The organism is Bathymodiolus platifrons methanotrophic gill symbiont (assembly GCF_002189065.1).
Lineage (GTDB): Bacteria > Pseudomonadota > Gammaproteobacteria > Methylococcales > Methylomonadaceae > Methyloprofundus.
Window position 1 is genome coordinate 1 of sequence record NZ_BDMN01000362.1, and the last position, 1,407, is coordinate 1,407.

Here is a 1,407-nt window from a genome sequence, read left to right on the forward strand (position 1 = left end):
GCATAGTTTCAATTTTACCATAAATAATTATTGGGAAACTTCAGTATTTCGTATAGTTAAGCTTTTAGTTTAATATATTGGCTAAGATGAACCCCTAGGTATAACTATGTCGTCAAAGTTAAACTGGCTTATGCAGAATACATCACCAGGCTCTCTGGTCATACAGGCATGGCTAACCAAGCATGGCGTAAGCCCCCAGCTTGCTCAAAAGTATGTTAAAAACGGTTGGTTACAAAAACTACGTTCCGGCGTTTATGCTCGGCCGGGTAAAAAACCTCAGTGGCACAATGCTGTCGGCTGTCTAGTAGAGCAACTTGAATTCCCTGCTCACTTGGCTGGTCTAACAAGCTTGACCTATCAGGGAAAGTCTCATTATCTCCAATTACAAGAAAAACATATCTGGCTTGAAGTGCCTCCTAAGACAGCTTTGCCACTATGGTTTAAAGCATTTCCTAAATATTGTGACGAACTATCTTTAGTTCAACCCGTTGATGATGAGTATTCGAAAAATACCTTAGCAACTGAGAGCGAAAATCCGGACTGGCTATTTGTCACAAGTAATAAACTGCTTGAAGAAGCCCCGTCAGATTTGATAGAAATAGAAGTTAATAACACTCAGTTAAAAGCAAGTAGCCCTGAGCTTGCAGCCTTTGAATTACTCAATGCGGTACCAACGACAATATCGTTTGAACATGCGGCTGAAGTTTTTCAAGGGCTAACGAACTTAAGTCCAAGAAAAGTACAATCGCTATTAAATAGAAGTAAAACGATAAAAACAAATCGATTATTTCTATTTCTTGCAAATTATTATAGACACCCATGGGCTTCTCGCGTTGATGAGTCACAGATCAACTTGGGGTCAGGCAAACGACAAGTTGTTACTGGTGGCATGCTTGATCACAGCTATCAAATAACGGTTCCAGAATTATTTCTGGCAGAGACAAGCGATTTTAAGGATTTGCCTAATGGATAGGAATTCACCTTATTATAAGCAAGTAGCACTTCTTATTCGATGTCTCCCCTTTGCTGCAGAAGAAACCTGCTTTGCATTAAAGGGCGGAACAGCCATAAATCTTTTTGTTAATGATTTTCCGAGGTTATCTGTCGACATTGATTTGGTTTATTTGCCGTTAGAACCAAGAAAAGAAGCGCTTCAGAATATGCATGCAGCTCTAGCAAGAATTGCAGAGAGATTAAATAACTGAAGTTTCCCAATAATTATTTATGGTAAAATTGAAACTATGCTACAACTATATGAAAAAAATAGTCTTTTCATTCGTTTCAAATGCTATTGCCTAAGGGGAATTAAGTAGGGGTTTGCTATAAACATGGCAAAACCACCTAAAATAAACCTCGATACACCAGCATTGTGTATTTCAGCTACTCAATAATTGGGAAACTTCAGTA

The 1,407-nt window shown here is 38.5% G+C and carries 1 protein-coding gene and 1 pseudogene; both read left to right on the top strand.

Annotated elements, in window-relative coordinates:
* Positions 1–106 precede the first annotated feature (106 nt).
* Positions 107–973 carry a type IV toxin-antitoxin system AbiEi family antitoxin gene (locus tag CDZ78_RS17590; RefSeq protein WP_087871148.1) on the top strand — a complete coding sequence of 289 codons (867 nt, stop codon included), beginning with the start codon at positions 107–109 and terminating at the stop codon, positions 971–973.
* Positions 966–1,199, top strand: a pseudogene (locus tag CDZ78_RS17595) (nucleotidyl transferase AbiEii/AbiGii toxin family protein); the annotation flags it as partial. The gene CDZ78_RS17590 and the pseudogene CDZ78_RS17595, both read left to right, overlap by 8 nt.
* Positions 1,200–1,407 lie beyond the last annotated feature (208 nt).